Source organism: Mycobacterium sp., from assembly GCF_035603715.1.
Lineage (GTDB): Bacteria > Actinomycetota > Actinomycetes > Mycobacteriales > Mycobacteriaceae > Mycobacterium.
Genome location: NZ_DATNJW010000039.1, coordinates 1 through 7,188, shown reverse-complemented (window position 1 = coordinate 7,188; position 7,188 = coordinate 1). Strand labels below are relative to the sequence as shown.

General features: G+C 64.4%; 8 protein-coding genes. 6 read left to right on the top strand and 2 right to left on the bottom strand.

What is annotated here, in order from left to right:
- The 3 genes from VN856_RS01535 to VN856_RS01525 form a co-directional block, all read left to right on the top strand.
- Nucleotides 1-568, top strand: a 568-nt coding sequence (locus tag VN856_RS01535; protein WP_325685460.1) for a TetR/AcrR family transcriptional regulator, incomplete at its 5' end; no start/stop codon positions are given.
- Nucleotides 565-1,686, top strand: a complete 1,122-nt coding sequence (locus tag VN856_RS01530; RefSeq protein WP_325685458.1) for a DUF1214 domain-containing protein — start codon at nucleotides 565-567, stop codon at nucleotides 1,684-1,686. The genes VN856_RS01535 and VN856_RS01530, both read left to right, overlap by 4 nt.
- Nucleotides 1,687-1,785: 99 nt before the next feature.
- Nucleotides 1,786-2,532 (top strand): cutinase family protein, encoded by a 747-nt coding sequence (locus VN856_RS01525; RefSeq protein WP_414686846.1) that lies wholly within the window; start codon nucleotides 1,786-1,788, stop codon nucleotides 2,530-2,532.
- A gap of 1 nt (nucleotide 2,533) precedes the next feature.
- Here the strand turns inward: VN856_RS01525 and VN856_RS01520 are convergent, their stop codons facing one another.
- Nucleotides 2,534-3,754 (bottom strand): cytochrome P450, encoded by a 1,221-nt coding sequence (locus tag VN856_RS01520; protein WP_325685456.1) that lies wholly within the window; start codon nucleotides 3,752-3,754, stop codon nucleotides 2,534-2,536.
- Nucleotides 3,755-3,948: 194 nt separating this feature from the next.
- Here VN856_RS01520 and VN856_RS01515 point away from each other — a divergent pair, with 194 nt between their 5' ends.
- The 3 genes from VN856_RS01515 (at nucleotide 3,949) to VN856_RS01505 (ending at nucleotide 6,384) form a co-directional block, all read left to right on the top strand.
- Nucleotides 3,949-4,500 carry a TetR/AcrR family transcriptional regulator gene (locus VN856_RS01515; RefSeq protein ID WP_325685454.1) on the top strand — a complete coding sequence of 184 codons (552 nt, stop codon included), beginning with the start codon at nucleotides 3,949-3,951 and terminating at the stop codon, nucleotides 4,498-4,500.
- Between the two features lie 45 nt (nucleotides 4,501-4,545).
- The gene (locus tag VN856_RS01510; RefSeq protein WP_325685452.1) at nucleotides 4,546-5,634 is read left to right on the top strand and encodes a diacylglycerol kinase; all 1,089 of its coding nucleotides are present in this window, start codon (nucleotides 4,546-4,548) and stop codon (nucleotides 5,632-5,634) included.
- Nucleotides 5,635-5,799: 165 nt separating this feature from the next.
- Entirely contained in the window at nucleotides 5,800-6,384 is a 585-nt protein-coding gene (locus tag VN856_RS01505) for a hypothetical protein (RefSeq protein ID WP_325685450.1), read from the top strand.
- 3 nt (nucleotides 6,385-6,387) lie between these two features.
- On the opposite strand, the gene VN856_RS01500 is transcribed toward VN856_RS01505, so the two are convergent.
- The coding region (locus VN856_RS01500; RefSeq protein WP_325685449.1) for a sugar phosphate isomerase/epimerase family protein at nucleotides 6,388-7,188 on the bottom strand (801 nt) is incomplete at its 5' end.

Here is a 7,188-nt window from a genome sequence, read left to right as displayed (position 1 = left end):
AGAGCTTGGCCGCCCCCGCGACAAACGCATCGATGGCGCGGTCATGCGCTCGACTGTCGAACTGCTCGCCGAAACCGGCTACGCCGACTTGTCGGTCGATGCGATCGCACGGCGGGCCGGCACCAGCAAACCGGCGATCTACCGGCGCTGGCCCAGCAAGGCGCACCTCGTTCACGAGGCGGTTTTCCCGATCGGCGACGCCACCGTGCTTCCAGACACCGGATCGTTGGCCGGGGATGTGCGTGAAATGGTCCGCCGCACGGCGGACGTTTTGACCACCCCGGCTGCGCGGGCCGCCCTGCCGGGCCTGGTGGGCGAGATGGCCGCCGATCTGACGCTGCACTCGGCTCTGCTGGAGCGCTTCGGCGACATCCTTTCGCACGGGCTGACCGACCGCCTGGCAGACGCTGTCGAACGTGGCGAGGCACGGCCCGACATCACCGCTGCGGAGATGGTCGAGGTGGTCGCCGGCACCACCTTTCTGGCGCTGCTCACCCGTGGGGATGCGCTTGATGGTTCCTGGGTCGACCGCACCGCCGCACTGATAACGAGAGGAATCAGCGCATGACCGACAGCGAGCACGAGTCCACCGCCGCATGGCGTGAGCTACTGGACACCTTGGGTGGGCTGGATCGCTCATTCCTAGACGGTGAGCGCGCCGTCACCGACGACCGGCAGATTGCCGACGGCTACCGGATGCTTGCGACCACGCTGGGCGTCGCATTCGACACCTATTTGTTCGGCGAGCCGAGCCGGCCGATGTTCGTGGAAGTCAACACCCCGTTCCGGCGCGACCGGCGATGGGGAGGCGACAACACCGATGCCTACTACTACATCTGTCCGGTCGATCCCGCGCGCCGTTATCGGATCAGCGGCAACCGTGGCGACAGCGTCTACTTCTCGCTGACGGCCTACAACGAACCATCGCCGGGGGCGTGGTCGGACCGCATCGTGGCAATCGTGCGTGACGACGACCTGGACATCGACGCCGCGGGTAACTTCGCGTTCGAACTCGGCCCGACGCCGGACGCGGCAGTGCTGATGACTCGCGACTACCAGGCCGATCCCCTGACCGGGCGCGCGGTCAACTGGCACATCGAGGCACTCGATGAGCCCGACCCCATTCGACACGGGGACGCCGAGACCGCGGCAAAGATTCGGGCAAGTGCGGCCTGGATGCGCACGATGTTCGCAATCGTGCCGCTGGCTGTGGGTGCGCGAGTTGACGATTCGCATGCGCTCGGCCACGAGATCGCTCATGCAGCAAACCAATTCGCCGAGCCCTACCAAGTGCCGGACGCCAATTTCGGGTGGTCAGCCCGCGACGCCTGCTATTCCTATGGCAGTTTCGTGCTCGACGAGGACGAGGCGCTTGTCATCACTCACCGGCCCCCACCCTGTCGATTCTGGAATCTGGTGGTGTGGAACCAGTTCATGGCCACGCATGGCGTCACCGACGCGCGTTGCTCGATCAACGGCCGCAGTGCTGTGCTCGATGCGGATGGCACGGTGACGATCGTCATATCCCGCGGAGTGACAGGACATCCGAATTCCCTGACCACGCTTGACTATCCCCGCGGGAACCTCGCCTTCCGGTGGTTTCTCGCTGATGAGGTTCCGGTTCGGCCGGACGTGCGACTGGTCAAGTTGAGTGACGCGCCGACCAGCGTCGACGCGCCGTCCTGACTCTCCGTTGGCGGGGGTACGCAGGTGTGCCTTATCGTTCAGGTGATGCCCAGAAAATTCTTAGTTTGGACAAGCATTTGTGTGGGAATCTTGACCCCCATGATGCTCCGTCGCCTCCCCTCCCTAATCGGTGCCGCGGTAATCACAACCTGGGGCCTTAGTGCTTCGGTCTTGCCTGCGGCAACTATCCCCTCAGCGTCCGCCCAGCCATGTCCCGATACCGAGGTGGTTTTCGCCCGCGGTACGGGTGAGGACCCGGGTCTCGGCCCCACCGGCCAAGCCTTCGTCGACGCGCTCCGCGGCCGCTTGGGCGGCAAGTCGATGGACGTCTACCCGGTCAACTACCCGGCCAGCGACCAGTGGTCGACCGGACTCGACGGCATCCGGGATGCCGGGTCGCACGTCATCAACGAGGTCAATACCTGCCCCAATACCAAGATCGTGCTTGGCGGTTACTCGCAGGGCGCGGCGGTCGCGGGCTTCGTCACCTCACCCGCCGTCCCCGACTCGGTGCCGCAAGACGTCGACCCGGCGACGATCCCCAAGCCGTTGGACCCTGCGGTGGCCAACCACGTCGCTGCGGTCGTGCTCTTCGGCACGCCAAATGTGCGCGCGATGAACTTTCTCGGCCAGCCCAAACTGGTCATCGGGCCGCTCTATCAGGCGAAAACCATCCAGGTGTGCGCCGTCGAGGATCCGGTCTGCTCTGACGGGGTGAACTTCGCGGCACATAACACCTATGCCGACGACGGAAGCGTGATTTCCCAGGGTGTGGATTTCGCGGCAAGCCGTCTGCAAGGAGCGGCCGTCCAACCCGCGGCACCGCAACACGGTTTCGGCAACTGAGCTAGGCCGCGATACCCGCCGTCAGCTCGAGTCTTTCGAGCCGACGGACCAAAAGGCTCGGGAGCCAACGCCCTACGTCGGCGACGTCGATCACAGTGGTGCTGTCCAGCAGCCGACGCAGCACCACCGTGGCTTCCAGGCGCGCGAGCGCGGCGCCGACGCAGTAGTGCGCTCCTTTCCCGAAGGTGATGTGCCCTTTTCCGCCGGCGCGGTCGAGCCGGAACTCCTCGGGTGCGTGAAAGTGAGCGGGATCCCGGTTGGCGGCACCCCACAACAGCAGCAGGCGCGATCCTGCGCACAGTTCGGTGCCGCAGAGGACGGTGTCGACAGTGACGTGCCGGTAATGGCCACGAAAGGGCGGCTCATACCGCAGCGTCTCGTCGATGAAAGCTCCCAGCAGTTCCGGGTTCTCGCGGATCTGCCGCTGAACGTCGGGCCGTGAGGCCAATATCCACGCGGCGCTGCCGAGCAATGAGGCGGTGGACTCGCCACCAGCGGCGAACAGCGTGATCATCATTGAGAGGGCTACGACGTTGTCCAATTCGCCTGCGGCGCAGGCGGCGGCGAGGTCGCCGAGCAAGTTGTCTTGCGGGTCGGCGGCAGCCCGGGCGAAATGATCGGTGATGTAGCCGCCGAGCTCCATCACCGACGCGGCCGCGGCGGCGAGCTGGTCGGCTGAGACCAGTCCCTCGAGCAGCTGGGTGCCCGCATATCCCCACTCGACAAGTTTGTCGACATCCGCCTCGGGCACACCAATCAGCCGGGCAACCACCATCATCGGCAGCCGGTTGGCCACGGCGCTCATCCATTCTGTGCGCCCGGCGCGCAGGCCATCGATCCATAGCCTGTCGGCAGTGTCGGCGACGAAGGCTTCCAGTGCGCGGATCTTCTTGCCCGCCAGGTGAGGGAGCAGCAGTTTGCGGTGTAAAGCGTGCGCCGGATCGTCGGCGACGGCTAATGCGTGCGACGGATCGCCGAGGGGCGCCATGGTGAAAGGCGTGATCGTGCCCTCTGGTTGGTACACCATGGTGGCGGTCAGATTCGACGAGAACTCGTCGACACGGGTGATGACGTCGACAACCGCGTCCCAACTGGACACCGCATAGAACTCCGACTCACCGATCTGGCCGACCGGTCCAGCTGCGCGCAACCGTTCATAGAGCGGGTAGGGATCCTGCAGGGAATCAGCGTCGAACAGCTCGATCGGATCGCAGACCGTCATTTGTCCAGGTTGGGTGGGCAGCGGCGGCACCGTCAATGGTGCGGGTCGAAGTCGAAAACCGAGCGTGCACACCCATCGCCGGGGTTCGTCTCACACAGCCGCCGTACCTGCGCCTACACTGAGAATAATTTCGACTTTTGTCTCAAATTAGAGAATGGATGGCTGGATATTCTCCGGCGTCAGGAGGCCCGGCAATGCCCCGTGACGACTGGGTGGTGGGCGGCGACCGCCGCAAGGCCGCGGCCGAGCGCATTTACGACGTGGCCACCGACCTCATCACCCGAGAGGGGCCGGATGCCTTCGACATCGAGACACTGGCGGCGCGTGTGCACTGTTCTCGGGCCACCATCTACCGATACGCCGGCGGCAAGGCCGAAATTCGTGACGCGGTGGTCGCCCGCTCCGCGGCCCGGATCGTCGAAACCGTCCGTCAGACCGTCGAAAATCTGCGTGGGCCGGAGCGGGTCGTCACCGCGATCACGGTCGCGCTCAAATTGATCCGGGCCGATCCCGCAGGCCAACTCATGTTCAACTCCATCCGGGCCAACGACGTCGTATGGCTCACCGGGTCCCCGCTGCTGGCCGGCTTCGCCACCGAGCTCACGGGGTTGACCGATCGAGACCCGCAGGCCGCGCAATGGGTGGTCCGGGTGGTGATGTCGCTGCTGTATTGGCCCGCCGGGGATACCGCCACCGAACGCGAGATAGTGCAACGATTCGTCGCGCCGGCATTCGCCGTGGACTAGCGTCGAGGTCGGTTTGTCGCTCGCATCCATTGACGGAGGACATCTATGGCGATCCGGGTCGCCCACGTCGGTACGGGGAACGTCGGTCGGCTGGCGTTGATTCAACTCGTCACCAGTCCACAGTTCGAACTGACTGGGGTGTGCGTCTCGACAGCCGAGAAGGTCGGCAAGGAGGCCGGCGAACTCGCCGGCCTGGATGTCTCCACCGGCATCACGGCGGTCAACGATCTCGATGCCTTGCTCGCGACCCGACCCGAATGCGTCGTGTACTGCGCGATGGGTGACACCCGGCTGCCGGAAGCGATGGTCGATGTCATGCGCATTCTCGCCTCCGGTATCAATGTCGTCGGGTCATCACCCGGGCTGCTGCAGTACCCGTGGGGGGTGATGCCGGAGAAGTACATCGCTCGTGTGGAAGATGCTGCTCAGCAGGGCAATTCAAGCCTATTCATCAGCGGCGTCGACCCCGGATTTGCCAATGATTTGATCCCGTTCGCCCTCGCAAGCACCTGCCAACGGATCGAGCAGGTGCGTTGCATGGAGATCCACGATTACGCCAGCTATGACGGCGCGGAGGTCATGCACTACATGGGATTCGCCCGGCCCATGGACGAGATTCCGATGCTGCTACAGCCGGGCGTGCTCAGCATCGCCTGGGGTACCGCGATCAGACAGCTGGCGGCCGGTCTGGGTATCGAGGTCGACGAGATCACTGAGTCCTACCAACGCGAGCCGGCGCCGGAGGACTTCGATATCGCCGTGGGCCACGTCGCCAAAGGCACGTTGGCCGCGCTGCAGTTCGAGATTCGCGGCATGGTCAAGGGGCATCCGGCGATCGTCATCGAGCACATCACCCGGCTACGGCCGGACTTGCGGCCCGACTGGCAGCAACCGGCTTCGGGCGGCGGTTCGTATCGTGTCGAGATCACCGGCGAGCCGTCATACGCCGTCGACATCGTTCCGAGCAGCCGCTACGGCGACCACAACCAGGCGGCGATCGCGGGTGCGGCCGGCCGGATCGTCAACGCCATCCCGGCTGTGCTTGCCGCTCCGCCCGGGATCCGGACGACGTTGGATCTGCCGTTTATCACCGGGAGCGGGCTGTACGCGCGCGAAGGCGTCGTCGCGGTCTAGCTGAAAGTTACTGTCAGCCAAGATCTTTCGACCTGCGGAATACTCGCCGGACCGGACTGTTCTAGCTGAGGCGGGCTATTGGTGCTCGTTAAACCAGCTGACTGACGGCGCGCCACGTCACCGTGGGATACCGTTGCCGTTACCTAGAGTAAGGAGCACGGTGCAATGAGGATCCCCCGGACGGTGATGGCCACGGCAGCCGTCGTGACGACGCTAGTGGGGATGTCGGTCGCCGGCTGCAGCAGCCATTCGAAATCGTCGACGCCGACCTCGGGATCCAGCACCTCTACCCATGCTGCGATCACCGACTACACCCAGCTGCTGATCAAGGCGAGTGACATCAACGCACCCGATGCGTTTACTGCCGGCCCGGCGACCAAAGATCCGAACGGCCAAAAGGGCGCATTGATCACCTTCACTGACCAAGATCACAGCCACACGATCATCGACACCATTCAGATCCTGCCGGACGCGGAGGCGACCGCCACGGCGCTGGATTCGGCCAAGGCGCTGCATCGCGAAACGCTCCGCACCAAGGCATTGAACGCTGAAGTCGGGGTCGGCGGCGTGACGATCTCGGGGTTGCCGCAGGACCACTCCAAGGGAGTGACGGTGTTGCTGTTCACCGAGGGCAACGCAATGGTCACCCTGGAGTTCGAGGGCCCGTCCTTTGCACTGGCACCGCCGGAATTCGTCACCGAGGTCGGCCAGAAGCAAGACGATGCGATCAAAAAAGGCTTAGGTGGCTGAAACTCAACGGGTTTCGTGAGCACCAGCCAGCAGGGCCCGGGCGCTGTTGACACATGGCAGTAACCGGTCGTGTGCGCTGACCCCGGCCTCCGCGCGAGAACGCATCGGTACCTCCAAGCCGACGACGCGATCATCCGGCAGGGCCGCGAGCATGTCGGCCAGCGGCAGCTCCCCTTCGCCGGGCGTCATCCGTTCGTACATGGCTTCCTCGGCGTAAATCTTCATCCTGGGCTGCAGTGTGGTATCGCTCAACTGGATGTAACCGATGCGCTGAGCAGGCACCGACCGAAGATCGTCGGCAGTAGCGCCGAAGCGTGCCACGTGCATCGTGTCGATGAGCAGACTGATCTCGTCTCTGTCGACGTACTCGACGGCGGCCAGGGCCGACGGTAGGTCTGCGATGCTAAGGCCGACAACGGGTTCGACGCACGTGGCGATACCCCGTTCGGCGGCCAGTGCAGTCAGAGCGGCCAGCTCGTCGAAGGTGCGTGCGCGATCCGGTTCCAAGCTGACGGTGTTGATTCGCGGGATCCGCAGCTCGGCCATGATGTCGAGATCGTCGGCGTAGGAGCGAACATCGACGCCCGGTGCGATGAGCAGACCCTCCCCCAGCGAGATCGACACGTCGTGGTCTTCCATCGCCGCGAGCAGGTCCTCACGGAGTTGGGGATCGTCGCGCAGCGAATACGGTTGGTAATCAAGAGCTTTGATGGGAGCAAACCCGACCATCCCGGTCGTGATGTAACGGCAGCCCAGATCGGCGACCAGCTGGACGAATTCGATTGGGGGCATGCCAAAGACGCT

Bases quoted from the DNA above. Each gene is read 5' to 3' on its own strand.
- VN856_RS01530 (WP_325685458.1), top strand. From the start codon at position 565: ATGACCGACAGCGAGCACGAGTCCACCGCCGCATGGCGTGAGCTACTG.
- VN856_RS01525 (WP_414686846.1), top strand. From the start codon at position 1,786: ATGATGCTCCGTCGCCTCCCCTCCCTAATCGGTGCCGCGGTAATCACA.
- VN856_RS01520 (WP_325685456.1), bottom strand. From the start codon at position 3,754: ATGACGGTCTGCGATCCGATCGAGCTGTTCGACGCTGATTCCCTGCAG.
- VN856_RS01515 (WP_325685454.1), top strand. From the start codon at position 3,949: ATGCCCCGTGACGACTGGGTGGTGGGCGGCGACCGCCGCAAGGCCGCG.
- VN856_RS01510 (WP_325685452.1), top strand. From the start codon at position 4,546: ATGGCGATCCGGGTCGCCCACGTCGGTACGGGGAACGTCGGTCGGCTG.
- VN856_RS01505 (WP_325685450.1), top strand. From the start codon at position 5,800: ATGAGGATCCCCCGGACGGTGATGGCCACGGCAGCCGTCGTGACGACG.